Source organism: Acinetobacter sp. ANC_7512, assembly GCF_056779935.1.
Genome location: NZ_JBWYIX010000003.1, coordinates 194,895 through 209,403, shown reverse-complemented (window position 1 = coordinate 209,403; position 14,509 = coordinate 194,895). Strand labels below are relative to the sequence as shown.

Below are 14,509 nucleotides of genomic sequence, written 5' to 3'. Positions count from 1 at the left end.
ACATTTAGGATGAATGTGTGAGCTTTTTAAAATCATTATTTGAGTTTCATTATAAGGCAGCATCCGCTGCCTTATTTGGTATTTTATTACTGCTAGCCTTTGCTTTGACGGCTTCGATAGGGCATCAAGAATATTATGGATTGTACCGATACGACTACCTCTTGATTTATGCAGTGGTTATTCAGGTCTGTTTACTGCTTTTAAAGTTAGAGTCTTGGGCTGAAGCCAAAGTTATTGCAATATTTCATATGTTGGCAATGGTCATGGAGATTTTCCTGACACATCCACAGATTGCATCATGGCAATATCCGCAACCTGCGGTATTTAAGATTATGACCGTACCACTTTTTGCGGGATTTATGTATTCTGCCGTAGGCAGTTTTTTTGCTCGTTCACTCAGGCTCTATCGCGTAGAAATTGAGAACTTACCTAGTTTTTTCAATATGATGAGTTTAGCGATCTTGTCCTATTTAAACTTTATGACGAAGTTCTTTATCCCAGATATACGATACTTATTGTTTGCATGGAGCGTGTTGATATTTTGGAAAACTAAAATAACGTTCAAGCTTAAATATCATGAGATGACCTTGCCAATGCTTCCTGTGCTTTTGTTGTTGGCATTTATTATTTGGATTGCTGAAAATATCAGTACTTTTTATCAAATTTGGTTGTATCCAACGCAAGTGGAACAGTGGCATATGGTGGGATGGGGGAAACTTGGTTCTTGGTATCTCCTACTAATGCTGAGTTTAGTATTGGTGTTAAAAATCTTAGGTGAACGGAATTCACAGGGTTTGTGGCGATTGAAGGGCGAATAAGTTAATTCATCAAAAAAACTCAATACTTGATGGCATTGGTAAGATTTGTTTTGCGTTCTTGGCTTGATATCGCTATGTTAAAGAAGTTCGTAAAAGAACAAAATTGGAACAATAAAGAACACTTGAGCACATCAAGTTTGGAGTGATGTTATGTATAAAAAATTAGCTTTAGCTGCGGTATTGGCAGTAGGATCAACAGCTGCATTTGCTGACCGTGATGTTGGTTGTGGTATCGGTTCACAAGTTTGGGCAGGTCAGTCTGGTAAAGTTGCAAAAATCTTAGCAGGTACGACCAACGGTTTATTTGCTAACCAATTATTCGGTATTACTTTCGGGACGTTAGGCTGTAGTGGTACAGGTACAGTAACAGCACAAGCAGTAACATTTACAAATGAAAATGCCGAAGCTCTTGCACGTGATATGGCGGTAGGTGAGGGGGAAAGTCTTAACGTCCTTGCAGAGCTTCTGAATATTAAATCTGAAGATAAAGCACGTTTCTTTGCAGTATCAAAAGAAAATTTCTCTGAAATTTATTCAGCGGACAATCAAGATGCATTCCAAGTCCTTGCATCTCTTCAAACTGTTATGTCTCAAGACGAAGTATTAAAAGCTTACGTTTAATTGCGAAAACCCTGTCTTATGGCAGGGTTTTTTTGTTTCATCATTATTAAGTTCATTTTATGAAATTTGCTTTTTTTTCTGCCTTGATTGTCAGTAGCTTTCTGACACATGCATATACTTCTCCAGTTGAACAATATATTGCACAAGCACAACACCATCAGCTTGATAAAAATAAAACTTGGCAAAGATTAATGTATGCACATCAAGCGAAGAGTGAAGTCAGCTATTCAGGATTTTTTTTTAGTGCAAATGGTGCAGATAATTTAGAAGATGAGCTGAATGCAAATATTCGTGAATTATTTATAGATCGAGGACAAGATCAATCCATTTTATGTCGTTTCCCAGCTCGCTCTGCATGGTTAATAGAACAATTGAAAATAAAACAAGAGGAGCTTCCTAAAGCAGATTGTCCTGCTCTAGAGGAATGGATTGGACAGATCAAACCGTATCAAGCAACGTTGATTTATGCGACAGATTTCATGGGAAATCCAAGTTCGATGTTTGGTCATACCTTGCTACGTCTTGATCCTAAAGATCAAAAAGAGCTTAATCTTATTTCTTATGCAGTCAACTACGCCGCGACGGTCGAAAATAGTGATAGTTTTTCTTTTGCTTGGAAAGGCTTAACGGGTCAATATCCAGGTGAATATTCGTTAATGCCCTACTATCGAAAAGTAAAAGAGTATGGTGATTTCGAAAGCCGTGATTTGTGGGAATACGAATTAGCATTAAACCCAGAAGAAACCACACGTTTAGTACAACATATCTGGGAGTTAAAGCATGTCCAATTTCCCTATTATTTTATAAGTGATAATTGTGCCTACCGCTTATTGGGACTCATTGATTTGGTAAAACCCGATGCCAATCTACAAGCACAGTTTAGTCATATTGCAATTCCAGTCGAAACCATCAAAGCGGTGCAGCAGCAAGGCCTCATTAAAGATACTGTTTATCGCCCAGCACTTGAAACGCAGTTACTTCATCAAGCAAAACAACATGGTAATGACTTAGCACATTCGGCACATCAATTAACGCTGGTGCAACCAGCACAAATGCGTGAATTTTTAGCTCAATTTACGGCCAAGGATCAGGCGCGTATTCTTGAGATGGCATATGATCATTTGTATCTACAGCTCATTTCTCAAAAAATCGAAGCGAGTATTGCGCAACCTAAAATACGACAAATTTTGAGTTTAAGAAGCCAACTCCCTGTTGAAAAACAACGTACTGAAGTGGCAAGACCACGAATTGACCCTGTGGATGGGCATCATGCTCGAAAAACATCGATTGAATTTGGACGAGTGCAAGACGATACGTTTGTGCAGATCAACCATCGACAAGCCTATCACGATTTATCTGATCTTCAGGGGGGATACCGACTTGGAACGCAGTTGAAATTTCTTGAGGGGAGTCTTGAGTTTCGGAATGATCAACTCAAGTTGGCTGATTTGGATCTTTTAGAAGTGAATTCTTATAATCCAATTACGCCTTTTAAGACGCCGTTGAGTTGGGGATTTGGATTCGGTTGGAAACAACTCTCAATTGATGATTCTGGAAATTTCAGTGATAGCGAGCAACATGGTGTTTTGAATCTATCAACACAGTTTGGATATAGTTGGGCAGATGCAGATCGTGAACACCTGTGTTATGCGCAGATGCAGAATCATATTCAAGCTGGAAAAACTTTAGAAAAGGGCTGGAGATTGGGGCTAGGGCCAACTGTAGGTTGTCAAAACTTATGGTCAGATCGAGTGAATAGCTTAGTGCAAATTGAAATCCCTTTTTGGGAAGATCAGCAGGTTTGGCAGCTCGGACTACGATCCTCAGTTCAGTATGCACTTAACTCGCAAAGTGCTATCTCTATTCACTGGAATTATCAATTACAAGAACAGCATGATTGGCATCAAACTAGTTTAGGATTTACACGCTATTGGTAAATACACAGTACTAGGAAGTACTGTGTTGAAAGGAGAAGCTTGTTTTTAAACGATTACATTCACATAGTACTTTTTCACTTTCTCAACGACTTCAAATGTTCCAATGAATCCTGGTGGTATTACACCTGCTTGACCTGCAGAAACTTCGATAAAGTGATTTTTACTTTGAATGTGGATGCGAACTTTTCCTTCTATAATTTGAAAGAATTCTTGTTTATTGTCGGCAAATTGAATATTCCAAGCACCAACTTCACATTCCCAAATCCCACATTCCATATGCTCGTGTTCATAAAGACTGTAGGTGTGACGTTCGGGATTGCCTTGGACGAGACGATCAGGACGCGGGAAGTCGACTGATTTTTCTGCGTGTTGTTGACCTTGACCTGCAACATGAAGAGATGTCATATATTCACCTTAAGAAATTGAGCCTTGGAATACGGTCTAAAAAAAACCTCAACAGGGTTGAGGTTTTTATGAATTAATAACTTTCTGGAACAGCGCTCAGAAACTCGCGACGTTCATCTTTGTTAGTTTTAAAGTCCCCAACAAATGATACTGTACGAGTAGTTGACTCTTGTTTGCCTACACCACGCATCATCATACACATATGTGCTGAATCAATGACAACAGCTACGCCTCTAGCACCAGTCACTTGAGCCACAGCTTCAGCAATCTGTTGAGTTAGATTTTCTTGAATCTGTAGACGACGGGCAAACATTTCAGTAATACGTGCAAATTTAGATAAACCTAAAACTTGACCTTCTGGTAAGTAGGCAATATGCACACGTCCATAGAACGGCAGTAAATGATGTTCACAAAGCGAATAGAATTCGATGTTCTTGACCAAAACCATTTCACGGTTGTCTGAAGGGAAGACCGCATTGTTGGTCACTTCTTCAAGCGTTTGGCTATAACCTGACGTCAAATACGAAAAAGCTTTAGCAGCGCGCATTGGTGTATCTTTAAGACCAGGACGAGTAAGATCTTCGCCAACGGCAGTTAAAATGTTGGCGTAGGATTGCTGCATAGACATAAGACGTGTTCACTTACACAGATGTTGAACAAGGACGGCATTGTATCAGAAAACGATTACAATGCCGTATATTCAGAAAAAATTCCGATTATTGAGTAAATTTTGGATTCTTTTCTGCACGTTTAAGCAGAACTAAGACCGCGCCAGTGCCACCTTGTTTTTCAGGCGCACTGACAAAAGCCAAAACATCACGATGTTGTCTGAGCCAACTATTAACATAGGTTTTTAAAACAGCTTCAGGGCCTTTACCATGAACAATTTTAATGACGTTTTGATTTTGCTCTTTCGCCATCTGAATAATTTGCAATACAGCTGAACGTGCTTCTTCTACGGTACAGCCATGCAAATCAACTGCTTCAAACCAACGTAAATTTCCAGCTTTCAGATCTTCAAATACTTTATGTTGTAAGGTCGCAATTCGATAACTGAGACTAGCCTGACTGCCAACTGGATTGAGCATGGCTTGAGTATCAGACATCACAGTTTCATCAGTATGCATTGGACCTTCAGCAGCAGCACGTTTTGCTAAGGTTTGAGCATCCAATTTCTTTTTTACTGGTTTCTCAATTTTTGCAATATTGCCATGATCAATTTTTTGAACACCTTGCATTTGCTGACGAAAGAGTTCTAAATCTTCCTCATGCTCTTGTTCAACCGTCTTTTCAATAGGTTTAGGAGCTTCAACACGAGGAGCAGGATTACTGATTTGTTTCTTAAACTGTTTCAGTAAATTAAATTGATCTTTTGATAAAGAAGAATCATGTTTACTCATAACGTGCTTGTGACTTTAAAGTGGAAGATGAATGAATGTGATTATAATCCGAAAATCCCTCAACTTTGTAGTGAGAAGTATTTAAGTTGATTTTAAGGTGTTGGATGAATTGGAGATAACTTAAGAGATAAAGCAAAAAAAAGAGATTGATTATTAATCTAATTTATTTTGAATTTGTTCTAGCTATTGTTGTTGACATTAATGGAGGCAAGAATGGATTCGGAAATCCATTCTTATGAGATTGAATTATTTTTAGTCGAACAATTTACCGCAGAATATTAGAGTTAAATATTCTGAGGTTCGCCAAACAATGCGGTAAAGGCATGATCAGGACGAGGCTGTTTCATAAAACTTTCACCCACAAGGAAAGTGTGAATGTCATTTTCTTGCATCATGGTGACATCCGCTGAGGTTGCAATGCCGCTTTCCGTCACTAATAAACGAGATGGTGCAAGTTGTTTTTTTAGACGAATTGATGTGTTCAAATCAACATCGAAAGTTTTTAAATTACGATTATTAACGCCTAATAAACAACGATCTGATAATTTGAGAGCACGTTCTAGTTCATATTCATCATGCACTTCAACCAGTACATCTAAATGATGTTCAAATGCAGTTTTCGACATTTCCTCAAGTTGTTGATCTGAAAGACATGCAACAATGAGAAGGATACAGTCTGCATGCAATGCACGAGCTTCAATCACACCATAAGGATCGATTAAGAAATCTTTTCTTAGTGAAGGCAAATCACAGTGAGAGCGAGCAATATGAATGTTCTCATCGGCACCTTGGAAGAAATCAATATCTGTAAGTACTGATAAACAAGCTGCACCCGCTGATTGATACTGTTCAGCTATTTCAGCAGGATTGAAGTTTTCTCGAATAATGCCTTTAGAAGGAGATGCTTTTTTGATTTCAGCAATGACAGCAGGACGTTTGTGTTGTAGTGCTTGAGCAAAACCGCGAACAGGGCTAGCGGCTTGAGCGAGTTCTTCGACGTCCTTATAACTACGTTGTTTTAATCGTGCAGCAAACTCTTCTTGTTTACGGTCAACAATTTTGCCAAGAATAGTATTCGCGATATCTAACATAAGAATGTCCTGACTTAATTAAGCTTCATAATGTTTTATTGTTTTTGTGAATTCAGAAAGCACATCCATCTTTTCAAGTGCCTGACCACCATAAATGATATCATGTGCTAATGCCACACCTTGTTTATAACTCGAAGTTAAACCTGAGACATAAATACCAGCACCAGCATTCAATGCAATCATACTGGCCGCTTTTTCACCTTTAGGTGATTTTTTCTTACCTAGTGCATCTTTGATCAGTGCCAAACTTTCAGCAGAGCTATCAACAGATAAATGCGTCAATGTTTGAGATTCAATCTCTACATCCTCAGGGAGGATTTCCCACTCAGTAATTTCACCATTTTTTAACTCAGCGACATAGGTGGATGAAGCAAGACTGATTTCATCTAGTCCATCTTTAGAGTGAACAACCATGACGTGCTCAGCACCAAGTTGCTTAAGAACTTCAGCAATAGGTCGACATAATTCTGTTGAGAACACGCCAATTACAAAGCGCTTTACACCAGCCGGATTCGTAAGCGGGCCAAGTAAGTTGAAAATGCTTCTGAAGCCCAATTCTTTACGAGGACCTGCTGCATACTTCATTGCTTTATGATGGTTTGGAGCAAAGAGAAAACCCACACCCAAATCGCGGATACAGCGTTCAGTCTGTGCCATATTTAGGTCGAGATTAATACCAGCTTGTTCTAATAGATCTGACGAGCCTGATTTTGATGACACACCTCGGCCACCGTGTTTGGCAATCGTTGCACCTGCAGCTGCAATTACAAAACTTGATGCAGTTGATACATTAAACAGGTTTTGTCCATCACCACCCGTGCCAACGATATCGACTAAGTATGGAAGATCACTGACATCAATCTTGATCGCATATTCACGCATCACACGTGCAGCAGCAGTAATTTCGTCAATACTTTCGCCTTTTAAACGCAAACCCATCATCAATGCACCGATTTGTGCATCAGTCGCTTCACCATCCATAATGGTGCGCATAACAGCTTCCATTTGAGGCTGTGTTAATTCAATATTTTTCGTAATGTTGTTTAATGCTTGTTGAATATTCATGTCTTGCTCTTACGCATAAATTTCTAAGAAGTTTTGGAAAATTTTGTGGCCATGTTGGCTGAGTATCGATTCTGGATGGAACTGAACACCTTCAACGGGAAGGGTTTTATGTTTCACACCCATAATTTCTTCCATAGAACCATCTTCTTCATTGGTCCAACACGTCACCTCTAAACATTCAGGTAAAGTCGCTTGATCAATGACTAAAGAGTGATAGCGAGTCGCTGAGAATGGAGAGGGTAGATTGCTAAAGATCCCTTGATCAGAGTGGTACATGTCAGATAAACGCCCGTGCATTACTTTTTTTGCACGAACAATATCTCCACCAAATGCTTGCCCGATACTTTGGTGACCTAAGCACACCCCAAGCAGTGGAATCTTGCCTGAAAAGTGTTGAATCGTTGGGATTGAAATACCTGCCTCAGAGGGAGAGCAGGGACCAGGTCCAATGACGAGATATTTTGGTTGCCATCGCTCAATATCCTCCAAAGTCACGGCATCATTACGGACCACTTTTACTTCCTGATTTAACTCGCCAAAATATTGGACGATGTTGTAGGTAAAAGAGTCATAGTTGTCGATCATCAGAAGCATTTTAAGCTTAACCTCTTGAAATTTATAATTTAACTTAATTTAGCTTTGTTATTCACGTTGATAAGATGCATCACAGAGTGTTGACTGCATCCTTGTCTAGTAACTCAAAGCGATTAAGTGGCAGTTATCATAGCAGATTCTTTTATCAGCGCAGGTTAAATTTTGGGGTTGAAAACATCAGCAATATTGATCACTTAAATCAAATTAATGTGTGAATGAATGGTTCTAGGTGAAGAGCGCTAATAAATGAAATATTGATCTGAATCTAAAAGCTCATACGTGTTACTCATAAGTTTTTTTAATCATTCTGTTTGATGAATAAGATTTGTTTTAAAAACAAACAAACAAAATGCACTCAGTAAATTTATAATTTATAAGATTTAGTCTCGCGGTCGTTCACTTTTACATCATTTATCTAAGATATTTAATTTTACTGAACTAATATGATGCACAAAATTTAGATATATCATGGCTCGATGTGTATTAATAAAGTTATGATTGAGTTGGATTATTTGTCTTTCAAATAAAAATAAAATATTAAAATTTTTTATTTAATGATATATAAAACAATGTGTTAAACGCATGTGTCTGAAAATTTGATCCATTTTTCTGATTTATAAAAATTTATAAAATATATCGTTTGGTAAATTAAGTAATTAAATCCCTGAATAAACTTGACTTTAAGTTTAATAATTAAACGATCATGCTCTGAGATGCACCATTTTGATACAGGTTGTAAATAAATATTTTTTATTGCGATGAACTGTGCCTGAATATGGTGCATTTAGTTTTAAGCACAGTATAATAGTCGCAAAGCAAAGTGAATAAAGCTGTTAATCTGATAAGGATTTCAAGATTTTAGCTTTGCTTTTAAAAGTTGGTACGGTAATTGCTTTAAAACTACCAACTACTAACACGCACTAAATGTGCAACAAAAAATCATCGGAGCAAAATGAGCATGGCGAACAAGGTCCTACAACTCATCCAAGAAAGTGGCGCAAAATGGGTAGACTTCCGTTTTACGGACACTAAGGGTAAAGAACAACATGTTACTTACCCAGCAGATACTATCGATGAAGATACTTTTGAAGATGGTAAAATGTTCGACGGTTCTTCAATTGCTGGTTGGAAAGGTATCGAAGCGTCTGACATGATCTTACGTCCAGATGCTGAAACAGGTTTTATCGACCCGTTTTTTGCAGAGCCAACTGTAGTGGTGACTTGTGATGTCATTGAGCCATCTACTGGTCAAGGTTATGACCGTGACCCACGTTCAATTGCTCGCCGTGCAGAAGAATATTTAAAATCTACTGGTATTGGTGATACTGCTTTCTTTGGTCCAGAACCAGAATTCTTCGTATTTGACGAAGTTAAATGGGACATCGATATGTCTGGTGCTCGCCATACATTAATCGCTGAAGAAGCTGCTTGGTCTACAGGTAATTCTTACGAATCAGGTAACTCAGGCCACCGTCCACGCGTTAAAGGTGGCTACTTCCCAGTGCCTCCAGTTGATTCTCACCACGATATGCGTGCAGAAATGTGTGCGAAAATTGAAGACATCATGGGGCCAGGTCGTGTAGAAGTACATCACCACGAAGTTGCATCTTGCCAATTAGAAATTGGTGTGAGCTTCAACACAATGGTTCGTAAAGCTGATGAAGTACAACAGTTTAAATATGCTGTTTGGAACGTTGCTCATCAATATGCTAAAACTGCAACGTTTATGCCTAAACCAATGGTTGGTGATAACGGTTCTGGTATGCACGTTCATATGTCAATTTCTAAAGACGGCAAGAACTTGTTTGCTGGTGATGAATATGCAGGCCTTTCAGAAATGGCATTGTATTTCATTGGCGGTATCATCAAGCACGCACGCTCATTAAATGCGATTACTAACCCTTCTACAAACTCGTATAAGCGTTTAGTGCCACATTATGAAGCGCCAATTATGCTTGCTTATTCAGCGCGTAATCGTTCGGCTTCTATCCGTATTCCATACGTTTCTAGCCCGAAAGGTAAACGTATTGAAGCACGTTTCCCAGATCCAATGATGAACCCGTACTTAGGTTTTGCTGCATTGTTAATGGCGGGTATCGACGGTATTCAAAACAAGATTCATCCAGGTGAAGCTTCAGACAAGAATTTGTATGATCTACCTCCTGAAGAAGAAGCAAAAATTCCTACAGTTGCACACAGCTTGGATATGGCTTTAGAAGCTCTTCAAGCCGATCACGATTACCTTCTTAAAGGTGGCGTATTCACTAAAGAAATGCTTGATGCTTACATTGAGCTTAAAACTGAAGAAGTTCGTCGTCTTAATACAACAACTCACCCAGTTGAATTTGATATGTATTACAGCCTCTAATTTGTTCACGAATTTCGCTGTAAAAAACCCGCGCATTGCGCGGGTTTTTTTGTGTTTTGAGTTAAAATAAATATAGTCTAATATGAGAAATATTTCATGGCAAAGCCACGTAAGAAGCACACGGGTTTTTTTCCTTGGAATGATCCAAGTGATCACGAAAAAGGATTTAAGCTCAATTTTTCTGAAGTGACCTATTTGGAAGTTGGCAGAACCGTCGAAGGCTATAAACAGGCACAATTTCTTGAACTAAGAAATCCTGATTTGGCTTTACAATTTGATTATCCAAATGAATTTTATATCAGTGCCGAAGGTTTTATTTTAGTAAAAACAGCACAAGGTAAATTTGAAGTGATTGCAAAATCAGACAATGCTTGAATGTGTGAGTCTGCGCCTAAAAAATAAGATTTATTCCTTGTGATCATCCAAGTCATATTTGAGTAAGTTTTCACGCTCATAAGGTGCATCCTCAGCAGGATATCTTAAACTTTCAATATTTTGGCTTTTGGCGATAGACAATAAAACACTCTCCCCAGCGGGGATATTAGGGCTGAAATTCTGATATAGCGGATCAACATAAGCATCTGTTGCATTGATTATTGTCCACCCTTTGCTTTCTAAGGCTAAAATAATCTCGCCTAGAAACTGTCCATTAATCGCATTCGTGTGGAGTAACAATACATGCTGAGGAGAGCGTTGAAGGGTTTGCAATGCGAGTGAATCATAATATTCAGCTCGATCAAGAAGATGATCAATATAAGCACGCTTCAATCTTTTAATGTGTGACGTTTTTCCTGCTTTTAGATACGCTAGATATTTTTGATTATAAAACCAGTCACTTGCATCAATACTGACACCACCATGCTGGTAATGATTTTGTTTTAACCAGTTTTGGACTTGATCTCTTTTCGCAATATAGGGATATCTAAAAATTTTCCTAAAGTTTTGTAAATCATGAAAAACCAATTCATTAATTTTAATGCTTTTGATGTAGTCTTTCGCCAAAACTTCAGGTTTATTTAAATTTTCGTGAAAAGCACTGTGATTGCCAACAATGTGTCCGTGTTTATCCCATTGACGTATTAAGTCTTTACCCGCATTGTCACCGATTTTGATGTAACTTGGGAAAATGATAGATTGAATATTTTTGTTTTTTAAATGCGCTAGTATTTGTTGATTAATGTGTGGAGCAGTAGGATCAATAGTTGGATTTAATCCATCATCAAAACTCAGTGCTAATTGACGAGCATGAGCTTGGGAAAGAAATAACAGTGATATAAATAAGTACAAGCTAAATTTAAGCATGTTTAATGAAGTTGTTTACGAATGAATGTTTATAGCATTTTTTTGGAGGAGTGCAGTATGAAATGTGTGAGTGTGATGCCTTATACTAAACCATAGGTTTGGTGCATTAGTTCTAAAGCTTGGGTACACTTGATAGTATAAAATAATGGTAGTCTGAAATATGCTTGAAAGCCGTCAATTTAATCATCAGGAAAAATTAATGTATCCTGAGTTAAAAAAATGGTTGTACGCCTCAGGCTCACTTACCCAACAACTGACAGATTTAGCTGATGGAATATTTAAAGTCCAACGAATCCAAGAGCGATTTCAACGTTTAAACTTTAATGATGCTAGCTGGATGGGTGTATCACATCAGCATACTTCTTGGGTTAGAGAGACTCATTTATTTGGTTCTGATTGCGAACCTTGGGTAAAAGCGAAATCTATTTTTCCAATTACCAGCCTTCAAAAAAAAGCACGTCTCTTTCAACATATTGGTAATCAGCCCATAGGTCGATTCCTGTTCCAACGCACAGAACCGCAATGCCAACGTCGCGTGATCTTACTTGAGGATGGATGGACCAGACAGAGCTGTTATACTTGGCATGGCTGTAAATTTATTGTCCAAGAAACATTTTTACCAGCATTTGAACGTTTTATAAAAACTCATTGAGCTAGACTTTATGGCAACCGCACAAGCAATCACCTGGCGCGAGCGTTTAAGCGCTTATTACTATTTATGTCGTTTCGATAAGCCAATTGGTACTGAGTTAGTCCTGTGGCCCACCTTATGGGCGCTGTGGATTGCAGCTGGTGGAATACCTGATGTAGTGACACTGCTTGCCATCGTATGTGGCACTATATTTATGCGTGCAGCGGGATGTGCCATTAATGATTTTGCTGATCGTAAAGTGGATGCACACGTAGAAAGAACTAAAAACCGTCCATTAGCCACAGGTGTGATTTCGGCAAAAGAAGCAGTTTGGGTGTTTATCGCACTCGTTGCTGCAAGTGCTTGTACATTGTTTTTCCTGCCTATTGAAACTTTTTATTGTGCTTTAATTGGGCTGGTACTTGCTTTCATCTATCCATTTATGAAGCGCTATACGCATTTACCTCAAGTGGTACTGGGGATGGCATTCTCATGGGGTATACCGATGTCATTTACTGCAATGGGTAAGCCTTTGGATTGGACGTGTTGGCTACTTTATTTCGGTAATTTGGCTTGGACTGTGGCTTATGATACTCAATATGCAATTACGGATCGCGAATATGATTTAAAGATTGGGGTTAAGTCGACGGCTATTTTGTTTGGAAAAAATGATATTAAAATTATCAGTTTATTGCAGGCGATGAGTGTTATTTTAATTGGTACTGCACTATGGCTTGAACAGATACTTGTCCCTTTTGGATTAATCGCATTAGTGCTCGTGGTAGGTGATTTCATCTATCAATGGACCAAAACACGTGATAAAGATCCGCAATGGTGCTTCTGGGCATTTAGACATAACCGATGGGTAGGGGTGATGATCTTTATGGGGGTTTTTATTGCATTAATTTAATCTTAACATTAAATAAAAATAAACTAATTAAGCATCCTAGTCGGATGCTTTTTTTTTATGTTTAATTAAAAGTACTCATGGAGAGTGATAATAATGAATGGAAAGAATTATGAAGGGTACAATTAAAAAAACGGTTATCGCAATGTGCTGTACGGCAGCATTACTCTTAACGGCTTGTAATAGTGATGATAAAAATATTTTTCAAGAAAAAGTGTTTGTTGCTGAGAAAGCTTATCAAAAAGATAGTCTAGAGCAAGCTTCCAAAATCCAAATTATGACTTATTTAATGCCGAATGTTCTGGGTCAGAAAACTAAGGCTACAGCAATGGTCATGTTTCCTAAGACTGCTCAGCCAGCAGCAGGATGGCCAGTAGTGGTATGGGCACATGGAACAACTGGTGTTGGAGACGAATGTGCACCAAGCAATAATGTACTCAATTCGAATTTTGAAATTTTAGCGAACAATCTTCTTAAAGAAGGTTATGTCATTGTAGCCCCTGATTATGAAGGTTTGGGGGTTAAAGGGATTCATCCTTATCTTCATCTATCTAGTGCTGCACAATCTGCGATTCATGCAATAAAGTCAGTTCACCAAGCATATCCATCACGATTAAATAAATCTTGGATGTCTGTCGGCCAATCCCAAGGTGGTCATGCATCATTAGGAATTGCACAATATGCCAATAATGATCCGTATTACAAAGGGGCTGTAGCGACTGCTCCAGCATCCAGTTTGGGTTACATTATTACCCAAGTCGCACCAAATGCCATTTCAGCGATAGAAAGTCAAAATAGAGATTTGGCAATCGCTATTTATTCAGAGCTATTAGCTTATGCTGCTTATACAGGCGTAGGGATTAAAGCATATGAACCTAGATTTTCATTAGCAACGATATTCCAATCTAGGTCTCAAGCTGTGGCAGAGAAAGCTGAGGGGTCGACTGGTGAAAATGGCATATGCTTGATGCCATTAATTGATGAGTTTAGAACAGATATTAAGACTTATTTGGAATCAAATTCAACACAAAAAGTAATGGACTATCCTGGGTTAAAGGTTGGCTTTGAAAATGATCCAGTGGTGAGTAGTTTTTTAAGTAATAATCAGCCTGGAACTCAAAAACTCATGAAACCGGTTTATGTGGTTCAAGGTGAAAATGACACCGCTGTCCCATATCAAGTAACACAACAATTAGTAAATCAGTTAAATGGATTGGGGACTCAACCTCCAATTGTATTAGATATTGTGGCAGTAGCATCGCATACACAAGCGATTGTTGAGAAAAATGATGAGGTTGTTGATTTTATTAAATCGTATTTACCGGTGCGCTAAACGTGACTATGTCAGCTAGGGTGTTGCATCCTAGTTG

At 38.4% G+C, this 14,509-nt stretch carries 15 protein-coding genes; 8 read left to right on the top strand and 7 right to left on the bottom strand.

The window, feature by feature from the left end:
• Positions 1-17: 17 nt before the first annotated feature.
• From AC1M9H_RS04815 to AC1M9H_RS04805, 3 genes are all read left to right on the top strand, one after another.
• Entirely contained in the window at positions 18-818 is an 801-nt protein-coding gene (locus AC1M9H_RS04815; protein WP_180028684.1) for a DUF817 family protein, read from the top strand.
• A 150-nt stretch (positions 819-968) separates the two neighbouring features.
• The gene (locus AC1M9H_RS04810; RefSeq protein ID WP_035266978.1) at positions 969-1,439 is read left to right on the top strand and encodes a DUF3015 family protein; all 471 of its coding nucleotides are present in this window, start codon (positions 969-971) and stop codon (positions 1,437-1,439) included.
• Between the two features lie 59 nt (positions 1,440-1,498).
• Complete coding sequence (locus AC1M9H_RS04805; RefSeq protein WP_481612874.1) at positions 1,499-3,376, top strand: Lnb N-terminal periplasmic domain-containing protein; 1,878 nt, start codon at positions 1,499-1,501, stop codon at positions 3,374-3,376.
• 45 nt (positions 3,377-3,421) lie between these two features.
• Here AC1M9H_RS04805 and AC1M9H_RS04800 read toward each other — a convergent pair whose 3' ends face one another.
• From AC1M9H_RS04800 to AC1M9H_RS04775, 6 genes are all read right to left on the bottom strand, one after another.
• Complete coding sequence (locus AC1M9H_RS04800; protein ID WP_481586572.1) at positions 3,422-3,781, bottom strand: cupin domain-containing protein; 360 nt, start codon at positions 3,779-3,781, stop codon at positions 3,422-3,424.
• 73 nt (positions 3,782-3,854) lie between these two features.
• Positions 3,855-4,403 (bottom strand): GTP cyclohydrolase I FolE, encoded by a 549-nt coding sequence (gene folE / locus AC1M9H_RS04795; RefSeq protein WP_171076769.1) that lies wholly within the window; start codon positions 4,401-4,403, stop codon positions 3,855-3,857.
• 94 nt (positions 4,404-4,497) lie between these two features.
• Positions 4,498-5,181 carry a Smr/MutS family protein gene (locus AC1M9H_RS04790; protein WP_092765950.1) on the bottom strand — a complete coding sequence of 228 codons (684 nt, stop codon included), beginning with the start codon at positions 5,179-5,181 and terminating at the stop codon, positions 4,498-4,500.
• Positions 5,182-5,465: 284 nt separating this feature from the next.
• Positions 5,466-6,272 (bottom strand): indole-3-glycerol phosphate synthase TrpC, encoded by an 807-nt coding sequence (gene trpC / locus AC1M9H_RS04785; protein WP_481612873.1) that lies wholly within the window; start codon positions 6,270-6,272, stop codon positions 5,466-5,468.
• 18 nt (positions 6,273-6,290) lie between these two features.
• Positions 6,291-7,337 carry an anthranilate phosphoribosyltransferase gene (gene trpD / locus AC1M9H_RS04780; RefSeq protein ID WP_035266991.1) on the bottom strand — a complete coding sequence of 349 codons (1,047 nt, stop codon included), beginning with the start codon at positions 7,335-7,337 and terminating at the stop codon, positions 6,291-6,293.
• Between the two features lie 9 nt (positions 7,338-7,346).
• Positions 7,347-7,931 (bottom strand): anthranilate synthase component II, encoded by a 585-nt coding sequence (locus tag AC1M9H_RS04775; RefSeq protein WP_481612872.1) that lies wholly within the window; start codon positions 7,929-7,931, stop codon positions 7,347-7,349.
• A gap of 952 nt (positions 7,932-8,883) precedes the next feature.
• Here AC1M9H_RS04775 and glnA point away from each other — a divergent pair.
• Together glnA and AC1M9H_RS04765 are read left to right on the top strand one after the other, a co-directional pair.
• A complete protein-coding gene (gene glnA / locus AC1M9H_RS04770) occupies positions 8,884-10,299 on the top strand; it encodes a type I glutamate--ammonia ligase (RefSeq protein WP_171076768.1) in 1,416 nt (471 codons plus the stop codon).
• A 96-nt stretch (positions 10,300-10,395) separates the two neighbouring features.
• Positions 10,396-10,674, top strand: coding sequence for a hypothetical protein (locus tag AC1M9H_RS04765; protein ID WP_481610726.1), 279 nt, complete (start codon positions 10,396-10,398; stop codon positions 10,672-10,674).
• Positions 10,675-10,704: 30 nt separating this feature from the next.
• On the opposite strand, the gene AC1M9H_RS04760 is transcribed toward AC1M9H_RS04765, so the two are convergent.
• Complete coding sequence (locus AC1M9H_RS04760; protein ID WP_481612871.1) at positions 10,705-11,601, bottom strand: polysaccharide deacetylase family protein; 897 nt, start codon at positions 11,599-11,601, stop codon at positions 10,705-10,707.
• A 160-nt stretch (positions 11,602-11,761) separates the two neighbouring features.
• On the opposite strand from AC1M9H_RS04760, the gene AC1M9H_RS04755 reads away from it, so the two are divergent.
• From AC1M9H_RS04755 to AC1M9H_RS04745, 3 genes are all read left to right on the top strand, one after another.
• A complete protein-coding gene (locus AC1M9H_RS04755; protein WP_481612870.1) occupies positions 11,762-12,253 on the top strand; it encodes a chorismate--pyruvate lyase family protein in 492 nt (163 codons plus the stop codon).
• A 10-nt stretch (positions 12,254-12,263) separates the two neighbouring features.
• On the top strand, positions 12,264-13,142 hold the full coding sequence (ubiA, locus tag AC1M9H_RS04750; RefSeq protein WP_481612869.1) for a 4-hydroxybenzoate octaprenyltransferase: 879 nt from the start codon (positions 12,264-12,266) through the stop codon (positions 13,140-13,142).
• A gap of 109 nt (positions 13,143-13,251) precedes the next feature.
• A complete protein-coding gene (locus AC1M9H_RS04745; RefSeq protein WP_481612868.1) occupies positions 13,252-14,472 on the top strand; it encodes an alpha/beta hydrolase family protein in 1,221 nt (406 codons plus the stop codon).
• Positions 14,473-14,509 lie beyond the last annotated feature (37 nt).

Bases quoted from the DNA above. Each gene is read 5' to 3' on its own strand.
- AC1M9H_RS04810 (WP_035266978.1), top strand. From the start codon at position 969: ATGTATAAAAAATTAGCTTTAGCTGCGGTATTGGCAGTAGGATCAACA.
- AC1M9H_RS04805 (WP_481612874.1), top strand. From the start codon at position 1,499: ATGAAATTTGCTTTTTTTTCTGCCTTGATTGTCAGTAGCTTTCTGACA.
- AC1M9H_RS04800 (WP_481586572.1), bottom strand. From the start codon at position 3,781: ATGACATCTCTTCATGTTGCAGGTCAAGGTCAACAACACGCAGAAAAA.
- folE (WP_171076769.1), bottom strand. From the start codon at position 4,403: ATGCAGCAATCCTACGCCAACATTTTAACTGCCGTTGGCGAAGATCTT.
- AC1M9H_RS04790 (WP_092765950.1), bottom strand. From the start codon at position 5,181: ATGAGTAAACATGATTCTTCTTTATCAAAAGATCAATTTAATTTACTG.
- trpC (WP_481612873.1), bottom strand. From the start codon at position 6,272: ATGTTAGATATCGCGAATACTATTCTTGGCAAAATTGTTGACCGTAAA.
- trpD (WP_035266991.1), bottom strand. From the start codon at position 7,337: ATGAATATTCAACAAGCATTAAACAACATTACGAAAAATATTGAATTA.
- AC1M9H_RS04775 (WP_481612872.1), bottom strand. From the start codon at position 7,931: ATGCTTCTGATGATCGACAACTATGACTCTTTTACCTACAACATCGTC.
- glnA (WP_171076768.1), top strand. From the start codon at position 8,884: ATGAGCATGGCGAACAAGGTCCTACAACTCATCCAAGAAAGTGGCGCA.
- AC1M9H_RS04765 (WP_481610726.1), top strand. From the start codon at position 10,396: ATGGCAAAGCCACGTAAGAAGCACACGGGTTTTTTTCCTTGGAATGAT.
- AC1M9H_RS04760 (WP_481612871.1), bottom strand. From the start codon at position 11,601: ATGCTTAAATTTAGCTTGTACTTATTTATATCACTGTTATTTCTTTCC.
- AC1M9H_RS04755 (WP_481612870.1), top strand. From the start codon at position 11,762: ATGCTTGAAAGCCGTCAATTTAATCATCAGGAAAAATTAATGTATCCT.
- ubiA (WP_481612869.1), top strand. From the start codon at position 12,264: ATGGCAACCGCACAAGCAATCACCTGGCGCGAGCGTTTAAGCGCTTAT.
- AC1M9H_RS04745 (WP_481612868.1), top strand. From the start codon at position 13,252: ATGAAGGGTACAATTAAAAAAACGGTTATCGCAATGTGCTGTACGGCA.